The sequence below is a fragment of the Arthrobacter sp. AFG20 genome, from assembly GCF_002892795.1.
GTDB lineage: Bacteria > Actinomycetota > Actinomycetes > Actinomycetales > Micrococcaceae > Arthrobacter.
This window is the reverse complement of the sequence record NZ_PJMC01000006.1, coordinates 211,659-233,909: the sequence shown is the minus strand read 5'-3', so window position 1 is coordinate 233,909 and position 22,251 is coordinate 211,659. Positions and strand designations below refer to the sequence as shown.

At 66.0% G+C, this 22,251-nt stretch carries 18 protein-coding genes; 6 read left to right on the top strand and 12 right to left on the bottom strand.

Annotation, left to right across the window (positions count from 1 at the left end; all coding sequences use genetic code 11):
- Positions 1-246: 246 nt before the first annotated feature.
- A complete protein-coding gene (gene hemW, locus CXZ05_RS09825) occupies positions 247-1,476 on the bottom strand; it encodes a radical SAM family heme chaperone HemW (protein ID WP_102972405.1) in 1,230 nt (409 codons plus the stop codon).
- A 36-nt stretch (positions 1,477-1,512) separates the two neighbouring features.
- Positions 1,513-3,366, bottom strand: a complete 1,854-nt coding sequence (gene lepA, locus CXZ05_RS09820; RefSeq protein WP_180987343.1) for a translation elongation factor 4 — start codon at positions 3,364-3,366, stop codon at positions 1,513-1,515.
- Positions 3,367-3,546: 180 nt separating this feature from the next.
- On the opposite strand from lepA, the gene CXZ05_RS09815 reads away from it, so the two are divergent.
- Together CXZ05_RS09815 and rpsT are read left to right on the top strand one after the other, a co-directional pair.
- Positions 3,547-4,092 (top strand): type II toxin-antitoxin system PemK/MazF family toxin, encoded by a 546-nt coding sequence (locus CXZ05_RS09815; RefSeq protein ID WP_180987342.1) that lies wholly within the window; start codon positions 3,547-3,549, stop codon positions 4,090-4,092.
- Between the two features lie 185 nt (positions 4,093-4,277).
- Positions 4,278-4,538 carry a 30S ribosomal protein S20 gene (gene rpsT / locus CXZ05_RS09810; protein ID WP_102972402.1) on the top strand — a complete coding sequence of 87 codons (261 nt, stop codon included), beginning with the start codon at positions 4,278-4,280 and terminating at the stop codon, positions 4,536-4,538.
- A 199-nt stretch (positions 4,539-4,737) separates the two neighbouring features.
- Here rpsT and CXZ05_RS09805 read toward each other — a convergent pair whose 3' ends face one another.
- From CXZ05_RS09805 to leuS, 7 genes are all read right to left on the bottom strand, one after another.
- On the bottom strand, positions 4,738-5,700 hold the full coding sequence (locus tag CXZ05_RS09805) for a hypothetical protein (RefSeq protein WP_102972401.1): 963 nt from the start codon (positions 5,698-5,700) through the stop codon (positions 4,738-4,740).
- 176 nt (positions 5,701-5,876) lie between these two features.
- Complete coding sequence (gene holA / locus CXZ05_RS09800) at positions 5,877-6,890, bottom strand: DNA polymerase III subunit delta (RefSeq protein WP_102972400.1); 1,014 nt, start codon at positions 6,888-6,890, stop codon at positions 5,877-5,879.
- On the bottom strand, positions 6,827-8,548 hold the full coding sequence (locus tag CXZ05_RS09795) for a ComEC/Rec2 family competence protein (protein WP_258006524.1): 1,722 nt from the start codon (positions 8,546-8,548) through the stop codon (positions 6,827-6,829). The genes holA and CXZ05_RS09795 overlap by 64 nt, the downstream gene beginning before the upstream one ends.
- 226 nt (positions 8,549-8,774) lie before the next feature.
- Complete coding sequence (locus CXZ05_RS09790) at positions 8,775-9,794, bottom strand: helix-hairpin-helix domain-containing protein (RefSeq protein WP_258006523.1); 1,020 nt, start codon at positions 9,792-9,794, stop codon at positions 8,775-8,777.
- Positions 9,795-9,967: 173 nt separating this feature from the next.
- On the bottom strand, positions 9,968-10,153 hold the full coding sequence (locus CXZ05_RS09785) for a hypothetical protein (RefSeq protein ID WP_102972397.1): 186 nt from the start codon (positions 10,151-10,153) through the stop codon (positions 9,968-9,970).
- A gap of 116 nt (positions 10,154-10,269) precedes the next feature.
- Positions 10,270-11,313: a DegV family protein gene (locus tag CXZ05_RS09780; protein ID WP_102972396.1), complete on the bottom strand. Its 1,044-nt coding sequence runs from the start codon at positions 11,311-11,313 to the stop codon at positions 10,270-10,272.
- 88 nt (positions 11,314-11,401) lie between these two features.
- Complete coding sequence (gene leuS / locus CXZ05_RS09775; protein ID WP_102972430.1) at positions 11,402-13,927, bottom strand: leucine--tRNA ligase; 2,526 nt, start codon at positions 13,925-13,927, stop codon at positions 11,402-11,404.
- Between the two features lie 556 nt (positions 13,928-14,483).
- Here leuS and CXZ05_RS09770 point away from each other — a divergent pair.
- Positions 14,484-15,401, top strand: a complete 918-nt coding sequence (locus tag CXZ05_RS09770; protein WP_102972395.1) for a hypothetical protein — start codon at positions 14,484-14,486, stop codon at positions 15,399-15,401.
- Between the two features lie 138 nt (positions 15,402-15,539).
- Here CXZ05_RS09770 and glpK read toward each other — a convergent pair whose 3' ends face one another.
- The 3 genes from glpK to CXZ05_RS09755 all read right to left on the bottom strand — a co-directional run bounded on the left by glpK (position 15,540) and on the right by CXZ05_RS09755 (position 19,735).
- Positions 15,540-17,054: a glycerol kinase GlpK gene (gene glpK, locus CXZ05_RS09765; RefSeq protein WP_102972394.1), complete on the bottom strand. Its 1,515-nt coding sequence runs from the start codon at positions 17,052-17,054 to the stop codon at positions 15,540-15,542.
- 106 nt (positions 17,055-17,160) lie between these two features.
- Complete coding sequence (locus CXZ05_RS09760) at positions 17,161-17,907, bottom strand: MIP/aquaporin family protein (RefSeq protein WP_102972393.1); 747 nt, start codon at positions 17,905-17,907, stop codon at positions 17,161-17,163.
- 58 nt (positions 17,908-17,965) lie between these two features.
- The gene (locus tag CXZ05_RS09755) at positions 17,966-19,735 is read right to left on the bottom strand and encodes a glycerol-3-phosphate dehydrogenase/oxidase (RefSeq protein WP_102972392.1); all 1,770 of its coding nucleotides are present in this window, start codon (positions 19,733-19,735) and stop codon (positions 17,966-17,968) included.
- A gap of 139 nt (positions 19,736-19,874) precedes the next feature.
- Here CXZ05_RS09755 and CXZ05_RS09750 point away from each other — a divergent pair, with 139 nt between their 5' ends.
- From CXZ05_RS09750 to CXZ05_RS09740, 3 genes are all read left to right on the top strand, one after another.
- On the top strand, positions 19,875-20,837 hold the full coding sequence (locus CXZ05_RS09750; protein WP_102972391.1) for a sugar-binding transcriptional regulator: 963 nt from the start codon (positions 19,875-19,877) through the stop codon (positions 20,835-20,837).
- 84 nt (positions 20,838-20,921) lie between these two features.
- A complete protein-coding gene (locus CXZ05_RS09745; protein WP_102972390.1) occupies positions 20,922-21,284 on the top strand; it encodes a VOC family protein in 363 nt (120 codons plus the stop codon).
- An 87-nt stretch (positions 21,285-21,371) separates the two neighbouring features.
- Positions 21,372-22,238 carry an aldo/keto reductase gene (locus CXZ05_RS09740; protein WP_102972389.1) on the top strand — a complete coding sequence of 289 codons (867 nt, stop codon included), beginning with the start codon at positions 21,372-21,374 and terminating at the stop codon, positions 22,236-22,238.
- Positions 22,239-22,251 lie beyond the last annotated feature (13 nt).

The window sequence follows — 22,251 nt, the reverse complement described above, 5'->3', positions numbered from 1 at the left end:
CAGCATGCCGCCAGTCTTACCCAGCCACCGCTGCGTATTGCTGCGCCACACCCCGACCCGGGCAGAGGCTTCCTTCACCGACACCCCCTGCCGGAGCAATGAAAAGAACTCATCCTTCAGCGCATCGGGCGCCCGATAACCACTCGGCATGGCAACCTCCAGAAATCAGATGTTGCAACGACCGTATGATTCTGCGTAAGGATATTGGGCTGGAAGTGACCTCGCGTTGTTTTTCTGTTGTGGCGGCTAGTCCGGCAGGATCCTGCGGACCACGGCATCCGCCAGCAGGCGGCCCTTCAGCGTGAGGACAAGCCGGCCCCTGAAGGCGTCCTCGGGCACCACGAGGCCGTCGGCGATCAGCCCGGCCACGGCCTTCCTCCCCGCGGGCGAGAGGGCAGCGGTCTCGAGCCCCGAGAAAAGCCGGGCTTCCAGCATGACCTTTTCGACGCCCCGGGTTTCCGGGCCGAGCGTTTCGCGTCCTGCCGCCGGCGAGACGCCCGAGCCCAGACGTCCGGCATAGGCGGTGGGGTGCTTGACGTTCCACCAGCGCACCCCGCCCACGTGCGAGTGCGCGCCCGGGCCGATGCCCCACCAGTCGTCCCCGCGCCAGTAGGCGAGGTTGTGGCGGCACGCCTGCTCCGGCGTCGCGGACCAGTTGCTGACCTCGTACCAGTGCAGGCCGGCGTCGGAGATCATCCGGTCGGCGAGTTCGTACTTGTCGGCGTGGTCGTCGTCGTCGATTTCCGGAACCTCGCCACGGCGGATCTGGGCGGCGAGCTTGGTGCCGTCCTCAATGATCAGCGCATAGGCGCTGATGTGGTCCGGCTGGTACGACAGGGCGGTCTCGAGCGAAAAGCGCCAGTCCTCGAGGGACTCCCCCGGTGTTCCGTAGATCAAGTCCAGGCTGACGGCCAGCCCGGCGTCGCGCGCCCACTGCACCACGAGCGGAACACGGCTCGGGGTATGCGTGCGGTCCAGCACCTTCAGCACGTGGGGCACAGCGGACTGCATGCCGAAGGAGACCCGGGTGAAGCCCGCATCGGCAAGCAGTTGGAGGGATTCCGGCGTGACCGAGTCCGGGTTGGCCTCCGTGGTCACTTCGGCTCCCGGTTCGATCCCCCATGTGTCTATTGCGGCACGGAGGATTCTGGCCAGGTCCTCGGCGGGCAGGAGCGTCGGCGTGCCGCCACCGAAAAACACGGTGCTCAGCTTGCGGGCGGGCAACCCCGACCGGTCAAGGACCCGCGCGGCAAAGTCCACTTCCGAGATGGCGGTGGAGGCGTAAGCGTCCTGGGACGCGCCGCCGCCGAGCTCGGTTGCGGTATAGGTGTTGAAGTCGCAGTAACCGCACCGCACCGCGCAGAACGGGATGTGCACGTAGAGCCCGAAGGCCCGGGCGGCCGCACCGTCCGCCGCCTGTTGCGGCAGCAGGCCGTCCGACGGCGCGGGGTCGCCGAGGGGAAGAACGCTAGGCATGGGTGCGGCCCCCGGAGGTTCCGGCCACGGTCATCACTACTTCTTGGCCTTGTCCTTGGATTCGTCAGTGGTCAGGGCTGCGATGAAGGCTTCCTGCGGCACTTCCACGCGCCCCACCATCTTCATGCGCTTCTTGCCTTCCTTCTGCTTTTCCAGCAGCTTGCGCTTACGGGAGATGTCGCCGCCGTAGCACTTGGCCAAAACGTCCTTGCGGATGGCGCGGATGGACTCGCGGGCGATGATCCGGGACCCGATGGCTGCCTGGATAGGCACTTCGAACTGCTGGCGCGGTATGAGTTCGCGCAGCTTGCCGGTCATCATCACACCGTAGGCGTACGCCTTGTCCTTGTGGGTGATGGCGCTGAAGGCGTCCACCTGTTCGCCCTGGAGCAGGATGTCCACCTTGACCAGGTCGGCGACCTGTTCGCCGTCGGCCTTCCAGTCCAGCGAGGCGTAGCCGCGCGTCTTGGACTTAAGCAGGTCAAAGAAGTCGAAGACGATCTCGGCCAGCGGCATCCAGTACCGCAGTTCCACCCGGTCCTCGGAGAGGTAGTCCATGCCGCGCATGACGCCGCGGCGGCCCTGGCAGAGCTCCATGATGGCGCCGACAAACTCGTTGGGGGCGAGGATTGTCGCGGCCACCATGGGTTCGCGGACCTCGTTGATCTTCCCGGAAGGGAACTCGCTGGGGTTCGTCACGGTGATCACGTTCTTGTCCTCGAGCGTGACCTCGTAGACCACGTTGGGCGCCGTGGAGATCAGGTCCAGGTTGAATTCGCGTTCGAGGCGCTCACGGACGATCTCCAGGTGCAGCAGCCCGAGGAAGCCCACGCGGAAGCCGAAGCCGAGGGCCGCGGAGGTTTCCGGTTCGTAGATCAGGGCTGCATCGTTCAGCTTGAGCTTGTCCAGCGCGTCACGCAGCACCGGGTAGTCGGTGCCGTCCAGCGGGTAGAGGCCCGAGAACACCATCGGCTTGGGATCCGCATAGCCGCTCAGTGATTCCGACGCGGGCTTGGCGAGATTGGTGACGGTGTCGCCCACCTTCGACTGCCGGACGTCCTTCACACCGGTGATGAGGTACCCCACCTCCCCGACGCCGAGGCCCTTGGACGGTGTCGGCTCCGGGGAGCTCACGCCGATTTCCAGGAGCTCGTGGCTGGCCTTGGTGGACATCATCTGGATGCGCTCACGCGGGTGCAGCATGCCGTCCACCACGCGGACGTAGGTGACCACGCCGCGGTAGGTGTCGTAGACGGAGTCAAAGATCATCGCCCGGGCGGGTGCGTCCGGGTCGCCGACGGGTGCGGGCAGGTCGCGCACGATCTTGTCCAGCAGCGCCTCGACGCCCACGCCGGTCTTGCCGGAGACCAGCAGCACATCTTCGGGATCGCCGCCGATGAGGCTGGCCAGTTCGGCGGCGTACTTCTCCGGCTGGGCGGCCGGCAGGTCAATCTTGTTCAGGACCGGGATGATGGTGAGGTCGTTTTCCATGGCCAGATACAGGTTGGCCAGGGTCTGGGCCTCGATGCCCTGCGCGGCGTCCACCAGCAGAACGGCGCCCTCGCAGGCGGCAAGGGAACGGGACACCTCGTAGGTGAAGTCCACGTGGCCCGGCGTGTCGATCATGTTCAGCGCGTAGTTCACACCGCCCAGTTCCCAGGGCATGCGGACAGCCTGGGACTTGATGGTGATGCCGCGCTCTCGCTCGATATCCATGCGGTCCAGATACTGGGCCTTCATGTCGCGGGACTGCACGACGCCGGTGAACTGCAGCATGCGGTCGGCCAGGGTGGACTTACCGTGGTCAATGTGCGCGATGATGCAGAAATTCCGAATGATGGCCGGATCTGTCGCGGCGGGCACCGGGGCGGTGCGGGCCATGGGAGACACGCAGGGTCCTTACTGTTGGCATTTCAGCGGCGTTGCTCAGGCTGAACTCTGGCCATCCTGCTGCCTGCCGCATATCTGAACCTCTAGTCTCCCACGTCCCGGGCGCCGGCAGTACATTTTGAAGGCCCGCACGCCCGGAGGTCCGGCAGCCCTGAAGGCCGCGCGGGTAGGGTGGCCCGCATGGCTTTGAACTTCTCCTCCATCGGCGGCGCCGTCCGCGCATCGCTCCGCTTCCTCGGCGTGCTGAGGCAACCGGCGGTCCGAACTGCGGCGCCCGCCCGGGGCAGGTCCGGAAAAGCGCCCCGGCTCCCGGCCGGCATCACAGATACTTACCCGGGCGACTTCACCGGTACGGCGACGCTGCAGTACTCCCCCTCCCCGGACGGGTGCCCGGACCCCGGCGAGATCGTATGGACGTGGGTCCCCTTCGAAGAGGACCATTCGGGGGGCAAGGACCGGCCGGTTCTCCTGGTCGGCAGCCACGGGAGGTACCTGCTGGGTCTGATGCTGACCAGCAAGGACCATGACGGCCACCCCCGCGGCCGCCGTGACTACGTGGATGTCGGCGCAGGGACATGGGACAGGCAGGGCCGCCCCAGCGAGGCAAAGCTGGACCGCGTCCTGCAGATCCATCCGGCCGACATCCGGCGCGAGGGGTCGGTGCTGGACCGGAAGAAGTTTAGGCTGGTGGCGGACGAGTTGCGTAGGCTGCACGGCTGGACGTGACTGTGGCGCGCCGTCCGTACCCGGAATAGCCACAAATGGCCCCGGCCTGCTAATATTTATAGCTGTGTGTCCGTGCAGGTCGACGGTCACTGATGGCTGGCCGCCATAGGTATCCCCACGCCGCTCAGTCAAGGCCAGCTTGAAAGCCCTCTAGACCATTTCCGCATTACAAAGAGAGTTCACACGTGGCAAATATCAAGTCCCAGAAGAAGCGCATCCTGACCAACGAGAAGGCCCGCCTGCGCAACAACGCAGTCAAGTCCGAGCTGAAGACGGCCATCCGCGCCGTCAACACCGCTGTTGAGTCCTCCGACAAGGATGCCGCTGCTACTGCGCTCGTTTCTGCCAGCCGTAAGCTGGACAAGGCTGTCAGCAAGGGTGTTCTGCACAAGAACAACGCTGCAAACCGCAAGTCGGCGATCTCCAAGAAGGTCAACGCACTCTAAGGTTTTCCAGTTCAACTGAACTGATGCTTGTGGCCGGCACCATTGGTGCCGGCCACTTCTCTTTAACGTCCGACGGCGGGACTCCCGACAGCGGTCTCCGAACGGCAGCCTCCGGACTTCCCACCCGGGCCGGCTACCCGGGCTGCTGAGGCTGACCGCGCTGTCCCGACCGCGTCTGTCCGGACCAGGTCTGTCCGGATCAACTCTGTCTTATCCACCGACCGGACCCGTCACGGCGCCAGTCCGAGGGGGCGGCGCCCGGCGTGAGGACGTCGTTGAGCCAGTAGGTCTCATCGGGATCCCAGCCCGCCAGTACTGTCCGCTCAAGCACTGCAACTGACGGACCGGCGGAATGCCTTGCGGCAAGGGCGAGTCCGGCGGTCGTGAGGTATCCCCACAAGGTGAGATGAACGCCGTCGTAGTCGGCACCAACGGCGGACCAGTCGGGAACCAGCCAGGGACCGGCGATCCCTGTGGTCCGCCACCAGTCGTGGCGTTTGGAGAGGCTGACGTCCATTGGGTACCGCGCGACCAGCCAGGTCCATGCCGCCGGGCCATCGATCTCATACACACGGGCTTCAGGCGAGGGTGCCAGTGGCCAGACGGTGGCCTGCTTCCACCCGAGGCCGTCCTCGACCAGCGAGAGACCAATGGCGCCGAGTTCCGGCAGGCTTCTGGTGGAGGTGAGCAGCTCGGATGGTCTGGGCGTGGACCACCACCAGCCGCCCCAGTTTGCGTCCGGGTTCTTCGGCCGTTTAGACGCCTGGTGTTCGTCCGCAATGGCCGCGGCTTTCCAACCGGCCAGCTTTCTGGCTGCCCCGCGGGGATCCGGCGGCTGACCTATACGTTCGTCGGTCCACTGCACAAAGCACTGGCGGTGCCGGTCCAGAAACCCGGGACCCCACCATGCTGCAAGGGAATCAGCCAAGGCATGCGCCACCGGGCCCAAAGCCAACCGGACGGCAGGCTGTGCGAGGAGGACGTCAGTTTCGTCCGGCTGCTGCCAGTAGCGGGCGGCGTCGACCGCCTCAGTAAGGCCAGCCAGCAGCGCCTCACCACCAGCTGATTCAGCAGCCGATACCGATGCCGGGCTGCGGAGCGCCTCGGCCAGTTCGCTGGCAAGTGCATGATCCTGAAGAGACGAGGCGGCTCTGGCAGCCAAGGTCCAAATATCCGGTTGCGTTGCCGTGAGAACGCCCAGGCAGAACTGGCGCCCGCGCGGACCGCTCAAAAGATCATCAGTCACAACCGAACCCCCTGCCCCGAGCCTACAAGCTCAGCCCGAGCCTACAGGCTGGCCCGGGTCTACCAGCTGGCCGGGTCTACCAGCCAGAAGCGCTAACGGCCACGGGCTGCTGCAGCAATGACCGTGACGGCGTGTTCGACGGCGTAGACCGGATCGCGGGAAAGTCCTTTGACCTGCGCATCGGCTTCGGCCGTGACCTGGATGGACCGGGCCAGGCCCTCCGGCGTCCACCTCCGGACGTCCCGCTGCGCCTGCTCCACCAGCCACGGCTGCATGCCCAGCTGCTTGGCGATCTGCGCCGATGATCCCTTGGCGCCGGCGACCTTGGCGACAGTCCGCAGCTTGGCGGCCAATGCCGCCACCAGCGGTACCGGATCGGCGCCCGTTGCCAGCGCGTGCCGGAGTGTGGACAGGGCCACAGGACCATTGCCCGCCATGGCGGCGTCCGCCACCTTGAACGCCGTGGCCTCCACCCTTCCGCCGTAGTAGCGGTCGACCATGTCAGCATCAACGGCAGTGGAGGCGTCGGCAATGAGCTGGCTGCATGCCGCCGCCAGCTCTGACAGGTTGGCGCCGACCGCGTTGACCAGCGACTGGACTGCCTCCGGGGTGATCCGCCTGCCGGCGGCCTTGAACTCCGCCGTGACAAAGGCAGTCTTTTCCGCATCCTTCTTCAACGGCTGGCAGTCAACAGTCGGCCATCCCCCGGCCTTCACGGCATCGAGGAGCTTCTTGCCGCGGGTTCCGCCGCCGTGCCGGAGCACGAGGACGGCGTCCTGTTCCACGTTGTTGAGGTACTTCAGTGCGTCCGTCAGGAAGGCATCGTTCATCGATTCGAGGCCGTCCACCTCGATCAGCTTGTTCTCACCGAACAGTGACGGGCTCACATTCATGGCCAGCGCCCCGGCCTCGTACGCGCCGGCAGTGAGCCTGGTGACTTCCACGTCGGGTGAGGCCGCCCGTACCTGTGTCCGGACACGGTCCATCGCCCGGATGCCGAGGTATTCCTCGGGACCCGTGATCAGGACGACAGCCGCAGGGGCTATGTCCCGCCAGGTCGCCGAATTGGCTGCCGGCGTCTTCGGTCGTTGCTGGGCAGCGGCCACTGGTGATTCCTCCCGGAGTTCAGATTGCAGACTCTAAGTCTCCCACGGTCGTTCGGGCCGCCGCGGCGGAAAGTGGCCTCCGGCACCCGGTCAAGGAGGCGGGCGGTGGCGGCGTGCGCGGCGAAGACCATCCTGACGGTCCGGGCGGGATGGGCAGCCATCCACACGGCGAGCAAAGTTACACCGGAGAACAGCAGCATGGTCAGCAACCCGAACACGCCCTCCGGCCAGGGCGGCGCGGCGCCGGGAAGACCAGCGGTGAACCGGGCGATGGCTGCCACACCACCGGCAAAGAAGCCGGCCACGCCGATCAGTACCGCCGCCAGCCATGGCACGAGGGGCAGAAGCGCCACGGCCGCCGTGCCCAGGATGGTGACGGGTGCCACGAGAGGGGCAACAAACACGTTGGCCAACAGCGAGTAGGTAGAAAATTGTGGCTGCAGCACCACAATGATGGGGCCGCACAGCACCTGGGCCGACAGCGGAACCGCAACAGCTGCGGCCGCCCAGCGCGGTACGCTTGGCGGGAACCAGCCCATGATGCAGCGTCCCAGCACAATGATCCCCAGCGTGGCCAGCACGGAGAGCAGGAAGCCAAAGCTGACCCCCAGTTCCGGCTCCACGAGCAGCAAGGCAATCACGGCCAGGCAAAGGAAGCTCAGTCCGCGGCCGGCCCGGCCGCCTGCCAGAGATGCCAAAGCAATCGCACCCATCAGCGATGCCCTAAGCACGCTCGCATCGGGACCAACCATGAGGACGAACAAGCCGAGGCCCGCGAGGGCGACGGCTGCGGCCGGAATCCTGGCTAGGCGCAGCGAGCGTGCCGCCAACAGCAGAGCGCCGAGTATTAGGCTGCAGTTGGCGCCGGACACCGCCGTCAGGTGAGTCAGGCCCACGGTTTTCATGGCTGTTTCGAGCTCCTCGCTCAGGCCCCCGGTATCGCCCGTGACCATGCCCGGGAGGAGGCCCCTCGCGTCGGGGGCCAGCCAGGCGGCGGCTGAGGCGAACCGCTTGCCCAGACCGGCCGGCACCTGCTGCCAATCCTGCGATGCTGCGAGCCGGACCGGCGGTGATGACGCGGTCACGATCGCCGCCTCCACCCGGCCCGGGTCCGGAGGCCGGAGCCTTCCGGTGACCCGAAGCAACTGGCCGGTGCCGGTGCGCTGCCACTCCTGCCCTCCGATGATGACCACCGGCAGATGCGCGTGCATTACCTGGCCGCCCGACGTCAAGGACCGGAGCACCGCAGCCACTGCCCAGCGTTCTGCGCGCCCGGAGGGGCCGGGTGTCTTGAGGGCCCGGGGCGCCCCGGTGATCTCGGCTTCCGCCACCGCTGATGAATGCGCGGCGATGAGTCCTGCCACCTGCTCGTCGTGGCGCTGGGCCGACGACACTGCCGAGTGGGCGGTCGATGCCGCGGCAAGCATGAGTGCTGCCGTCAGGGTGGTCAGGAAACTGCGCCGCCAGCGTCCTTCGGCTTTCTTCCTCCGCAGAAGGATGACGAGGAGCGTTCCGGCGCACGCGGCGAGACTGCCCCACACAAACAGAAGGATGCCCGGTGTCAGCCACGGCCCGCCTACGGTGGCTGCCCACACCAGCAGTGCGGCCGGGGCAAGGCGAAGGTCGGTCCGGCGCCGGTTCGGTTCGGTTGCGGCCACGTCCTGTCCTTCCGGCAACAGACGACCGCGGATGTCAGCGCGGATCTTCCGGCTGAGGGCACTCGCGGCACCGGGCCGGGACGGAGGCTGTGAGGGCAAGGACTCAGCAGTGGCGGAATCGCCGGAAGAATTTTCGCCCTGTGTAGAGTCGAGCCTTGGGAAATCCACGGCCGCCTGGACATAGCGGTGCCACCGGCTGGGCACGCGTTCGTTCCCGTGATCCATGTCAGACGGTCACCAGCGGAAGCAACGTTTCCAGCATTTTGGGGCCGACTCCGTCGATGGCGTCAAGTTCCTCGGGTGACTTGAACGGGCCCTGCTGCGTGCGCCAGTCGACGATGCGCTGGGCCAACACCGGGCCAACCCTCGGCAGCTCGCCGAGTTCTGCCACGGTGGCGGTGTTGAGATTAATTTTGCCGCCCGCATCGGCACCGTCGCCCGCAGGCCCGCCGCTTCCAGCTGCTTCTGCGGCGTCCGCTCCTGACGTGCCGGCCGCGCCGGATTTGTCCGTTTGCGCGGCACCGGATGTGCCGGCCGGTGCCGCCTCACCGCGGCGCGGCACATAGATTTTCTGGCCGTCTTCCAGCGGGGAGGCGAGGTTGAGGCGGTCGAGATCGGCCTCAGGGCTGGCGCCCCCGGCGGCGGCGATGGCCTCATGTACCCTGCTTCCCCGCGGGAGCCGGAGCACTCCGGCCTTCTTCACCGCTCCGGCGACGTGCACCACGACGTTCCCGGCCGCCGTTCCATCGCTGTCTTTGCCGTCAGCGGCCTGCCGGTCACTGTCTGGCCCACTGCTAACGGTGCTGTCATGGTCCGGGCCGCTGCCGTCCCGGTCCTTGCTCTCCTGGCCGTTGCCGTCCGGGCCTTCTGTGCTGGCCGCTGATTTTCCCGCCGCGTCGTGGGTGACTGAGCTGAGCGGAAGGACAACAGGACCGTTGGCAGCCACCTGCCACCAGAGCAAGGCTCCGGCAATCAGCGACAGCACGCCCACCAATACTGCAGCACGTATGCCCAAGCGCCACCGGAACCGCGGTTCGGCCACTTCGCCGGACACCGCAGACCTGGCGGAACCGGCCTGCCGGCCGTAAGCGAAGCCGGATCCCGTTTCCGTCTCCAGCAGCCCCGCGGGGCCACCGCCCGGCGCCGGATCCTTCTCTTCATCGCAGGGAAGGCCGGGCCTGGCAGGCGGGCCGAGCGTGGCTGCCAGCCTTCTGGCCGTCCGCCCATCTGTTGTCCTCTCCCCCACGGAGCCACGTCCTGCGGAGCGCCCTGCGCCTGGGCGCCCCTCACCAACGCGCGCCTGAGCGCTGGCAGAGGCTCCAGCGGTCCGGCGTGACATATCCACCACGGTAGGAAACGGTCAACCTTCCCGACAGTCCCGTCATGCCCTATGTGGATTGCGCCATGTGGATAGCGCCACTACCGCTGGTAGGTGATGTAGGCCTCGTATTGCACGCGCCACTTCTCCGGTTCCTTCGGATCAGGGATTGTGGTGGTGAGGAACTGGACGCTGGTCACCTGCCCTTTCAGGTACTTCATCCATTTCGTGACTTCCTCGGCCACATCCCGGTCCAACTGGGCGACGTGGTGGACTTGCATGGACATGGGAGCCTCCTTGCTCGGTGGGGAGACTGTACTACCACCGGGCAGGCGCTGCTAGCCGTGACAAGTGGGCAGTGGTGTGGTTCCCCGACGGCCGCGGGGAGGCTGCCTGCGACGGCCTAGGTGGCGGGCTCAGTACCGCTGGTGCCGGCTGCCTTGGACGGGGAGGCGAGGCAACCGGCCACGGACGAGCTGCTCTCCCCCACGATCACGGCGAGGACGCCAAGCCCTGCGTGGGCTGCCAGCACGGCTGGCAGTGAGCTGATCTGGACCGGCGGGCAGGCCGGAAGCTTCGCCGCCAGACGTGCCGCGAGCATCTCGGCCTCGGGCCGGTTACCGAAATGGTGGATGGCCAGCCTCGCCTCCCCCGGTGGCCGGCCCACGGCATCCGCCACCACGATCTCCTCAAGCCGGGCAATGGCTCTCGCTGCCGAACGGACCTTTTCCAGCGGAACGATCTTGCCGCCGTCGACCGCGAGGATCGGCTTGATGGACAGCATGGCTCCGACCAGTGAGGCTGCGGCGCCGATGCGTCCACCGCGCCGCAACTGCTCCAGGCTGGGCACATAGAAGTAGACCTTGGTCCTTGCCGCGCGTTCCTCGGCGAGCCGGCGCACCTCGCCGGCGCCGCGGCCGTCCGCCGCCGCCACCACCGCACTCTGCACGGCCAGTCCCTGTGCCATTCCGACGGTGCGGGTGTCCAGCACCTCGACAGGGATCCTGACCCGGCCGGCCGCGAGGCGGGCGGCATCAGCGGTGCCGGATAGACCACCGGAGATGTGGATGGATACGACGGACTCGAAGCCCTGCCGTTCGGCGGCAAGGTAGGCCTGCTCAAACTGTCCCGGCGACGGGCGGGAGGTCTTAACCGGCGTCGCGGCGGCCAGGGCCACAGCGATGGTCCCCGTGATGTCGTCCTCGCCCTCGCCGTAGATCTCCTCGCCCACCATGACGGGCATTGGAATGACGGCCAACCGGCCGTTGATGGAGAAGGCCCGCACCCAGTCGGCGGGCAGTGCGGCAGCGGAATCCGTCACCACGGCAGTACGGACAACGACGGCGGGCTCGCCCGTGGGCGGGACCTGGCCGGGCCTGGTGGCCAAGCGGAGACGGACCAGATGCTCCTTTAACCACAGCCAGGCTGCCGGTTCGCGGTCTTTCACGGCACACCTCCTGCAGTTGTTTCCGGCCGCCGGCTGTGCCGGCGGCCGGAGCCCGGTCAGTCGCTCCCGGGCTACAAAAATATCGCTGCTAGGCCGGGACGATGTTCACCAGTTTAGGTGCCCGCACGATCACCGTCCGGATGCCCCGGCCGTCGAGGGCACGCTGGACGTTCTCGGAGGCCAGCGCAAGCTCACGCAGGTCGTCCTCGGAGATGGCCGGTGACACCTCGAGCCGGTCCCTGACCTTGCCCTGGACCTGGACCACCGCGGTGATGGTCTCCTGCACCAGAAGGGCCTCGTCGTGCGTAGGCCAACCGGCGTTGGCCACCGACGCCGGGTGGCCCAGGACGTTCCACAGGTCTTCCGCCGTGTAGGGCGCAAAGAGGCTGAGGATGACGGCCACCGCCTCGGCGGCTTCGCGCACGGCCGGATCGGCGCCGCCGGCACCGGAGTCAATGGTCTTGCGGGTGGCGTTGACCAGCTCCATCAGCTTGGCCACGACGACGTTGAACTTGTTGTTGTCCAGCAGCTCTGCGGCGTCCGCGATGGTCCTGTGAGTGACCGATCGCAGCGCGCGGTCACCGGTGCTGAAGTCAACCCCGGGGGCGCTCGAAACGTCCTGCCCGAGCCGCCAGGCGCGGGCCAGGAACTTCGCGGAGCCCGACGGCGAAACGTCCGCCCAGTCGACGTCGTCCTCGGGCGGGGACGCGAAGATCATCGTGAGCCGGACGGCGTCGACGCCGAACTTGTCCAGCTGTTCACCCAGGTCAACGCCGTTGCCCAGCGACTTGCTCATGGCCTTGCCGCCGTTCAGCACCTGGCCCTGGTTGAGCAGGGCGCTGAACGGTTCGTTCGCCTCGATCAGGCCCAGGTCATTGATGACCTTGGTGAAGAACCGGGCGTACAGCAGGTGCAGGATGGCATGCTCCACGCCGCCCACGTACTGTCCCACCGGCATCCAGTCGTTGATCTTTTCGGGATCGAACGGGCCTTCGGTGTAGTGGGGTGAAACGAAGCGCAGAAAGTACCAGGACGAATCCACGAAGGTGTCCATGGTGTCCGTGTCCCGGCGCGCCGGTCCGTGGCAGGTGGGGCACTCGACGTTGACCCAGGCTTCGGCCGCGGCCAAGGGAGAGGTGCCCTTCGGTGCCAGGTCCTCGCCGCGCAGGTCGGCCGGCAGTTCGACGGGCAGCTGCTCGTCCGGAACCGGCACCTCGCCGCAGGCGGGGCAGTGGATGATCGGGATGGGTGTGCCCCAGAAGCGCTGCCGGCTCAGCAGCCAGTCGCGCAGGCGGAAGTTGACGAACTTTTCGCCCGTGCCCTGCCCTTCGAGGATCCGAATGGCTGCCGGGATGGCCTCGCTCTTGGGCAGGCCGTTCAGTGAGCCCGAGTTGATCAGGGTGCCTTCGCCCGCCGTCGCCGTGCCGGACACAGCAGGGTCCTCTTCGCCGGTGTCCAGGACCGCGCGCACAGGGAGGCCGAATTCCTTGGCGAAGTCGAGGTCGCGCTGGTCGTGTGCGGGCACGGCCATGATGGCGCCCGTGCCGTAGTCGGCCAGCACGTAGTCGGCAGCCCAGACGGGCAGCTTCTCGCCGTTGAGCGGGTTGACCGCGTACCTGCCGGTGAAGACGCCGGTCTTTTCGCGCTCGGTGGACTGGCGTTCGATCTCCGACAGCGCCTTGACCTTGTCAAGGTATTCGTCCAGGGCGGCGGCGTGCTCCTCGGTGACCAGGTCCAGGGCCAGCGGGGCGTCGGCGGCGACGACGAAGAACGTGGCGCCGTACAGCGTGTCCGGGCGCGTGGTGAAGACGGTGACGTCCTTGGCGGGCTTGCTGCCGTCGGCCTCGATGACGAAGTTGACGTGGGCGCCCTCGGAGCGGCCGATCCAGTTCTTCTGCATTGCCAGCACGCGCTCGGGCCAGTGGCCGCGGAGCTGCTCCATGTCATCCAGCAGCCGGTCGGCGTACTCGGTGATCTTGAAGTACCACTGGTTCAGCGACTTCTTGGTCACGGCGGTGCCGCAGCGTTCGCAGGCGCCGTTAACAACCTGTTCGTTGGCCAGCACGGTCTGGTCCTTGGGGCACCAGTTGACCGGGTGGTCCTTCCGGTAGGCCAGGCCGCGTTCGTAGAAGCGCTTGAACAGCCACTGCGTCCAGCGGTAGTACTCGGGATCGGAAGTGTGGAGCCTGCGGGACCAGTCAGCGGAGATGGCGTAGCGTTTGAAGGACGCGGCCTGGGTGTCGATGTTGGCGTAGGTCCACTCGCTCGGGTGGGCGTTGCGCTTGATCGCCGCGTTTTCCGCGGGCAGCCCGAACGAGTCCCAGCCGATCGGGTGCAGCACGTCGTATCCCTGCTGGCGCAGGTACCGCGCCACCACGTCGCCCATGGCGAAGGCTTCTGCGTGGCCCATGTGAAGGTCACCGGACGGGTAGGGGAACATGTCCAGGACGTAACGGCGCTCCCGGGAACCGTCGTCGGCGGGGGTGAAAACCTTCAGTTCTTCCCACACCTGGGGCCACCGGGCCTCCATCGCCGCGAAGCTGTACGCGCCCTCTTCGGGTGTCTCCGCTCCACCTGCTGCTGTTCCGGTTTCGGTCTCCGGCTGAACGCTCACTGCTGCCCTCTTCTGTTCTGTCATGACCTCTGTCCTGTCACAACGGTCTGATCCCCGCCGCCCGCCGGGAAGGTCTCCCCGGACACACAAAAGCCCCTCGACATGGAGGGGCGGCCGCTCGATAATCCGTATTTGTTAGGGATACCAAGCGGCTAGCTAAGCAGAAGGATCGCACGCATAAAACTACTTTAGCGTCTCTGCCGGTCCATGCTGAAACAGGCACCGCCCCGGTCCACCGGGAAAGGGGCGGAGAGCGCAGGCAGAAGGCGCGGCGGCTTTGCAGGAAATCACCATTGCCAAACCGTAGAAGCAGGTACACCATTTACACCAAGCGCATGGGATCGTGCCCAGGCGCTTGGGGGCAGGGCGACGGTCTCGGCTTGAGGAGCCTGCAGTGGACCGGTTACCTGCCCAGGACGGAATGTCCCCCGGCATGTCAGGCCCAACGCCAGGTCCCGCATCAACAGCGTGTGCAGCGCATCCAGCCTGCCTCGCCTGGCCACGCGCTGCTCTGAGTGCGGCATCAGCCGAACACACGTCAGAGAAAGGCAACAAGATGCTCACACACAAAAAACACCTGACGGCGCTGGGTTCTGTGCTCATGCTGTTTCTGGCCACGTTCACGTCGACGTCCGGGGCAGCTGCGGCGTCCAGGGTGCCCCGGGACCTGTGCGGGCCCGGCTCCGCCACCGAGTTCCACAGGGCGGACTTCCCAAAGAAGCCGAAGGTCACCAACATGTGGTTCCCGCTGAAGCCGGGCATGCAATATACGACCACCGGTACTGCCAAGACAGCCACCGAAACCACCAAACGGACGGTGGTCCACACCATAACGGGACTGACCAAGGTAGTGGACGGCGTGAAAACTGTGGTGATGTGGGACAGAGACTACAACGACGGCGAACTGGTCGAGTCCGAGCTTGCGTTCTTCGCCCAAACCGCTAAGGGCGACGTATGGCTGTTTGGGGAGTACCCGGAAGAGTTTGAGAACGGAAAGTTCACGGGCGCCCCCAGCACTTTCATCAGCGGGCTGGACAAGGCGAAGGCGGGCATAGCCATGAAGGCCAAGCCCCGGATCAGCGGTCCCCACTACATCCAGGCGTACGCCCCGAAAGTCGATTTCCTGGATTGCGGAGACGTCATCAAAAGGGACCAGCAGGTGCGGGTGCCCACCGGCAATTACAAGAACGTGCTGGTTGTTGACGAATACAATCCCCTGGAACCGGCCAGCGCGGGCCATCAGCGGAAGTTCTATTCACCGGGCACGGGGCTGGTGAAAGTGACGGCTGTGGGCGGGCCTGAGCAGGAGACCATGGACCTCGTCAGGATCAAGAAACTCAGCACAGACCAGCTGAGGGCGATCAACCGGCAGGCCCTAATGATCGACAAACATGCGTACTCGGTCAGCAAGTCCGTCTATGCCAAGACTCCGCGCGCCGAAGTCGCCGTGCCGGGTGACGCCGACGGCGACTAAGGTCGCCTGAGCAGGCAACGGCCCGGAACGCGTGGCGTTCACGGCGTCCGGGCCGTCCTGCTTGTCCGAACTGTCCGGGAGTTCAGGTGCCGGCAGGGAGTTCCCGGGACTCCAAGCACGGATCGCATGGCACAGCCGTCACCTCACGTCCTCGTCGACCCAGTCCATGGACTTGGTGACCGCCTTCTTCCAGAGCCGCAGCTGCCGTTCCCGCTCCCCGGGATCCAGGTTCGGCTCCCAGCGCTTGTCCTCGGACCAGTTGGCGGACAACTCGCCAAGGTCCTTCCAGAAACCGACGGCGAGGCCCGCCGCGTACGCTGCGCCCAGCGCGGTGGTTTCCACGACCTTCGGGCGGATAACCGGGACGCCGAGGATGTCCGCCTGGAACTGCATGAGGGCATCGTTGGCGACCATGCCGCCGTCGACCTTCAGTTCCGTGAGCGGGACGCCCGAGTCGGCGTTAACCGCATCCAAAACCTCGCGGGTCTGGAAGGCGGTGGCCTCAAGCGCGGCCCTGGCAATGTGGCTCTTGTTGACGAACCGGGTCAGGCCCACGATGGCGCCGCGCGCATCCGAGCGCCAGTAGGGCGCGAAGAGTCCGGAAAATGCCGGCACGATGTACACGCCGCCGTTGTCCTTCACCGAAGCCGCGAGGGACTCTACCTCGGGGGCGCTGCTGATCATGTTCAGGTTGTCGCGCAGCCACTGGATGAGCGAACCCGTGACGGCGATCGACCCTTCCAGCGCATAGTGCGGGGCCGCGTCGCCCAGCTTGTAGCCGACAGTGGTGAGCAGCCCGTTCTTGGAGTGCACAATCTCCTCGCCCGTGTTGAAGATGAGGAAGCACCCGGTGCCGTACGTGTTCTTGGCCTCGCCGGTCTCGAACGCCGCCTGGCCGAAGGTGGCCGCCTGCTGGTCGCCGAGGATGCCGGCCACGGGGACCTCCCGCAGCAGCTGCGAGGTGTGGACAGTACCGTAGACCTCGGAGGAGGACTTAATGGCGGGCATCATGGACGCCGGAACACCGAAGATGCCAAGGATCTCCTCGTCCCACTGCAGCGTGTCGAGATCCATGAACATGGTCCTCGAGGCGTTGGTGACGTCGGTGACGTGGACTCCGCCGTCCACGCCTCCGGTGAGGTTCCACAGCACCCAGCAGTCGGTGTTGCCGAAGACGAGGTCCCCCGCCTCGGCCTTATCACGGGCGCCGTCGACGTTGTCCAGGATCCACTTGATCTTGGTCCCGGAGAAGTAGGTGGCCAGCGGCAGCCCGACCTTCTGCTTGAACCGGTCCGCTCCCCCGTCCTTCGCCAGTTCGTCGACGATGGGCTGGGTCCGGGTGTCCTGCCACACGATCGCGTTGTAGATCGGCTTGCCGGTGGTCTTGTCCCAGACCACCGCCGTTTCGCGCTGGTTGGTGATGCCGACGGCGGCAATGTCGTGCCGGGTCAGGTTCGCCTTGGACAGTGCGGAACCGATGACCTCGCGGGTGTTGTCCCAGATTTCCGCGGGATCGTGCTCCACCCAGCCGGCCTGCGGGAAGATCTGCTCATGTTCCATCTGGCCGGAGGACACAATGCTGCCGCTGTGGTCGAAAATGATGGCGCGGGTGCTGGTGGTGCCCTGGTCGACGGCGATTACGTATTGGCTCATGATGACGTCCTTGTCGTTGTGCTTTGAATCGAACAGATGTGGTTATGGATATGGTTTCGGAAAATGGGTGCCGTGGCACAGCGCCTTAGAAAGAAATTTCCGCGGTTCAGGTGGCCGCCGTGAACACGATGGGTAGATGCCCCACCAGGCCGGCCAGGATGCCGCCGACCAGCGGGCCTACCACCGGGATCCATGAGTAGCTCCAGTCGCTGGATCCCTTGCCCTTGATGGGCAGGACGGCGTGCGCGATGCGGGGTCCGAGGTCACGGGCGGGATTGATGGCGTAGCCGGTGGGACCGCCCAGTGACACGCCGATGCCGACGACGAGCAGCGCCACGGCCAGCGGGCCAAGTCCCGACGGCGTTCCGCCGAAGGCGAGGATCACGAAGACAAGCACAAACGTGCCGATGATTTCCGTGATCAGGTTCCAGGGGGTGGAGCGGATCGCCGGACCGGTGGAGAAGACGCCGAGTTTGTTGGCGGGCTCCGGTTCGGCGTCGAAGTGCTGCTTGTGCGCGAGCCAGGTCAGCACGGCGCCGAGAAAGGCGCCTGTCAGTTCACCGCCCAAGTAGGTCAGGGTGGAGGCGAAGTCAACGGCAACACCGGGGGCGTACTCCGCATTGCCCTTTGCCAGGAAGCCAAGGGTAACGGCGGGGTTGAGGTGGGCACCGGATCCGGCGGCGACGTAGACGCCGGCGAAGACGGCGATGCCCCAACCCCAGGTGACCATCAGGAAACCCCCGTTGTTGCCCTTCGTGCCTTTGAGCGCAACGTTGGCCACCACCCCGCAACCCAGCAGCGTGAGCATGCCGGTTCCGCAAACTTCGGAAAGAAAAACCAATCCAAGAGACATCTTTGACTCCTCTATTTTCTGTTGTCAGTCCTTCGCGTGTTTGAAGGACTGTTTCCCGCTATGCGACGAGGCTGTGAACCTCGACGCCGTGGTACCGCTTCAGCACCTCCTGCGCATGGTTGATCTCCGCGGCAACCCCTGCCGCATCCCAGCCGAGCGGTTCGGCCAGGGCCTCGGCAACTTCGTTCAGCAACTCACCGGTAACCAGGCCGCGGAAGGCGAGGGAGGTGCGGCGGATCAGGACGTCCACGAGGTGCCCGACCTGTTCCTGGGCGGCCATGAACTGCAGTTCCCTGACGCTCAGCTCCCGGGTAGAGCGCAGCAAGCGGTCGTGGCCGGCGTCGAGATAGCTGATGACTTCCCCCGCGCGGGTGCCGTACCTGGTGAGGAGACCGGCTGTCCGGTCGGCGTCGCGCGTGGGGCTCATGTGCGCCTTGATCCAATTCTGGATCCCGGCTTCGCTGTCCGGGAACCCCGAGCCGCCGCCGATGGCGAGCTTCGCCGTCGAAATTCTCCGTTCCGTTCGCAGTTCAGCGAGGACGTCGTCGGCGAGGTGTTCGGCCAGAGCGCGGAAGGTGGTCCACTTGCCGCCCACCAGGCTGAGCACGACGGCGCCGCCCTCCTGGGAGCCTGCTTCCGGGCCGCGGCGTTCGATGCGGTAATCCCGGGACACGAAGCCCGGCTGGGTGGCGTCGTGCCGCGGCAGCGGACGCACGCCCGAGAACGTGTAGACGATCTGACCGCGGTCTACGGCAATGTCAGGAAATACGTGGCCGATGAGGTCGAAAAAGTAGTCAATTTCATCCTCTGAGCAGACGGCGTCTTCCGACATGTCAGCGTCGACGTCGGTGGTTCCTACCAGCACGCGGTCACCCATGGGATAGATCAGGACTATCCGGCCGTCTGTGTGTTCGAAGAAGATCTCGCGTCCGTCGCAGGCAGCGAGCAGGCCGGGGTGGTCAAGCACGATGTGGGAGCCCTTCGTCCCGCCCATGAAGGTGGTGGGCGAACCCATGGCCTGGTTGGTGAAGTCCACCCACGCACCGGTGGTGTTAACGATGACGTCCGCAGTGAAGCCGAATTCCTCGCCGGTCAGTTGGTCCCGGAGAACCGCGGTGCTGGAACCATCTGCGTTGGGGCTGACGGACATCAGGGAGAGGTAGTTGCTGGCCCGGCCGCCCGCCTTCTCGCCGTCCTGCAGGACGTCCAGGGTGAGCCGCTCCGGGTTGTGCACGGACGCGTCGAAGTATGTGGCCGTGTATTTGACGCCAGGGTGCAGCATTGGGAGTTCGGCCAGCGCCTTGTGCCGGGTGCGGAACTGGTGGCGCGGGACGCTGCCGCCGTCGCGGGAAAAGGAGTCGTAAAGGCTGAGCCCCAGCTTGATCAGGAACGCGCCGCGCTCCTTGGGCTTGCCCTGTTGCTTATGGGTCAGGAACCGCAGTGGTGCAGCCAGGACGCCGGAGAATGTGCTGAAGATCGGAATGGTGGTCTGCAGCGGCTTGACGTAGTGGGGTGCGATCCGCAGGAGCCGGTTGCGCTCAACCACGGATTCCCGGACCAGCCGGAATTCTCCGTTTTCCAGATAACGGATGCCGCCGTGGATCATATGCGACGAGGCGCCGCTGGCGCCCTGGCAGTAATCGCCGCGCTCCACCAGTGCCACGTCGATGCCCTGCAGGGCGAGGTCGCGGAATGTTCCGACACCGTTGATGCCGCCGCCGATGACAAGGGCCCGGGCGTTGGGCCGCCGGCGCAGCCGGGAGACGGACTCGCGCTCGCCGCCGGCGGTAGCGCTGTTGGTATGGCCGGATGAATCCTGGGATCCCAAATCTGCTCCTTTGGGTTTGGTTAGAAAGGGTTTGTTGCAGACGGCGCACCGAAAGGTGCGGGGCCGTTCACCACTATTGTTTGGACTAATGGAAAATAACGTCAAGCACTATGCACAAACGTGCAGAACGGACAGATGCATGCCCCGGCCCCGACATTCCGACGCGCTTCGCGCCGCACAGCTGTACTACATGCAGGACCTCACCATGGACGCCATCGCCCGGGAATTGCGGACCTCCCGCTCCACGGTTTCCCGGCTGCTTTCAACGGCGCGGGAGTCGGGTCTGGTGCAGATCCAGATCCGCAGCCCCCTGGACACGGGGCCGGAATTGGAGCGGTTGATCCGGGCGCAGTACAAGGTGGATGTGCACGTGGTACCCGTCCTGGACACCCTGAATGAGGCGGAGACGCTGGACCGCGTGGCCATGCAGGCTGCGCGCACCATCGGACCGCTCGTGGACTCGAACGCGATCATCGGCGTGGCTTGGGGCTCGACCCTCAGCGCGGTGAGCCGGCACCTGACCCGCAAGATCACGCACGACAGCGTCGTGGTGCAGCTGAACGGGGCGGGCAACATGCAAACCACCGGCATCACCTACGCCAGCGACATCATGCGGCGCTTCGGCAGCGCGTACGGGGCACGGGTTGAACAGTTTCCCGTGCCGGCCTTCTTCGACCATGCCGCCACGAAGACCGCGATGTGGAATGAGCGGAGCGTGCAGCGCATCCTGGACCTGCAGTCCCGCATGAGCATTGCGATCTTCGGCGTGGGTTCGGTGGATGCCGATTATCCCAGCCACGTGTACGCCGGCGGCTACCTCGACGAGGATGACCTGGTCACCCTGGCGAAGTCTGACGTCGTCGGGGACGTGGCCACGGTCTTCTTCCGCGGCGACGGGTCCTCTGACGGCATCACCCTGAATGAACGTTCCACCGGACCTTCGCTGGACCAGCTCCGCCAGGTGCGCCGGCGGATCTGCGTGGTGTCCGGCGCGTCCAAGATCAACGGGCTCCGAGGGGCACTGGTGGCCGGGCTGGCCACGGATCTGATCCTCGATGAGGCCTCCGCCCGGCGGCTGGTCAGCTTTAAAAATGGGAACTGAGCGACGCCCTGCCGGCCAGGACCACCCGCCGAAAACTGGTGTGCGGCTCTCGGAAAATCGCGGCCGCCGTGCAAGGATGACCGCATGAAAATCACCAGAGAGATCGTTGTGTTCGACGCCGCCGACCTTCCTGCCGAGAGCGCCTTCTGGGCCGGCTTGCTGGGCGGCACCGTGGACGCGGAGCATGACTGGCACACCGTCAGTGTCGACGGGAACCCGCGCCTGGGCTTTCAGCTCGCACCCAACCACGTGCCGCCGGAATGGCCGGACGGGAACCCACAGCAGATCCATCTGGACCTATATGTTGAGGACGTCGCGTCCGCCCACGATGAGGCCCTGTCCCTCGGTGCACGCCTGCTGAAGCCCGCCAAGGACATCAATTCCGCCGCGGGCTTCCAGGTCTACGCGGACCCCGCCGGCCACCCGTTCTGCCTCTGCTGGGGCTGACGAACCTCTTGTGGCGGGCCTGCGGCGGAACTGAACTGCGCCTGCCGGTCACACGTGGCGCGCCGCGGTATCGGTAGAGTCGTAACCATGACTACCTCACCCCGGCTCAGCCTGAACAACGGCGTGCTGATCGACCAGTTGGGTTTCGGGCTTTACAAGGTTCCGGCGAACGACACGGCCAACCTGGTGGCCACTGCGCTGGAAGCCGGGTACCGCCATTTCGATACAGCGGCCATGTACGGGAATGAATCCGGGGTGGCGCGGGGCCTGGTCGAAGTGTTCGCCGCGGAAGCCACCACCGGCGGTTCCGGCGAGGCCGCTGGCACCTCGCGCGAGGACCTCTTCATCACCACCAAGGTGTGGAACGACGACCACGGCTACGACGCGACGCTGAGGGCCTTCGACAGGTCCATGATCAACCTCGGGCTGGAATACGTCGACATGTACCTGATCCACTGGCCGTGCGCAAAGCAGGGACTGTTTCAGGAAACGTACCGGGCCATGGAGACCCTCTACCGCGAGGGCAAGGTCCGTGCCATCGGCGTGTCCAACTTCCAGCCCCAGCACCTGGATCAGCTGCTGGAAACAGCCGAGGTGGTGCCGGCCGTGAACCAGATCGAACTGCATCCGTGGCTGCAGCAGGCCGAGCTCCGGGAAAAGCACTCCGGGCTGGGAATCCTTACCGAGGCGTGGAGCCCGCTGGGCCGCGGGCAAGTGCTGGAGGATCCAGTCATCGGCGCCCTGGCAGCCGAGCACAAGGTGAGCCCCGCCCAGATTGTCCTGCGCTGGCACCTGCAGCTCGGCAACGTCACCATCCCGAAGGCAAGCTCCGCCGCCAGGATCCGCGAGAACCTCGACGTCTTCGGCTTCGAGCTCTCAGCCCTGGACATGGCGGACATCGAAGCCCTGGAGCGCGGCCACCGCACCGGCTCCCACCCCGACAACGTCAACTAGGACTCCCCAGCAC